Source organism: Ferrovum myxofaciens, assembly GCF_000735045.1.
GTDB classification, from domain to species: domain Bacteria; phylum Pseudomonadota; class Gammaproteobacteria; order Burkholderiales; family Ferrovaceae; genus Ferrovum; species Ferrovum myxofaciens.
Genome location: NZ_JPOQ01000275.1, coordinates 1 through 294, shown reverse-complemented (window position 1 = coordinate 294; position 294 = coordinate 1). Strand labels below are relative to the sequence as shown.

The following is a 294-nucleotide window of genomic DNA, read 5'->3' as shown; positions in this document are numbered from 1 at the left end:
GCTGCCTGCTGCGGACTTGGACATATTCCGTACCTGCAAATCCTCGATGCACACAATCGCGTGGTTTTTGCTGATTGTGGTCGTGGTCTTGTGCAGGAAGTCTTTGCGGACATTGGCGATGCGCGTGTGAATCTTCTGGACGCGGGCTTTCGCCTTCTTCCAGTTGCTGCTGAATTTCGTCTTGCGAGACATGGCACGCTGGTAGCGTGCAAGCCTTTGCTGGTGCTTCCTGAAGGTGTTGAGCGGTTCGATATGACTACCATCGGACAGAGTTGCAAAGCGGGTGATACCCAC

The 294-nt window shown here is 54.1% G+C and carries 1 protein-coding gene; it reads right to left on the bottom strand.

Features of this window, described 5'->3' with window-relative positions; translation table 11 throughout:
- On the bottom strand, window positions 1-294 hold a 294-nt coding region (locus IV91_RS0113475), incomplete at both ends, for an RNA-guided endonuclease InsQ/TnpB family protein (protein ID WP_035418342.1).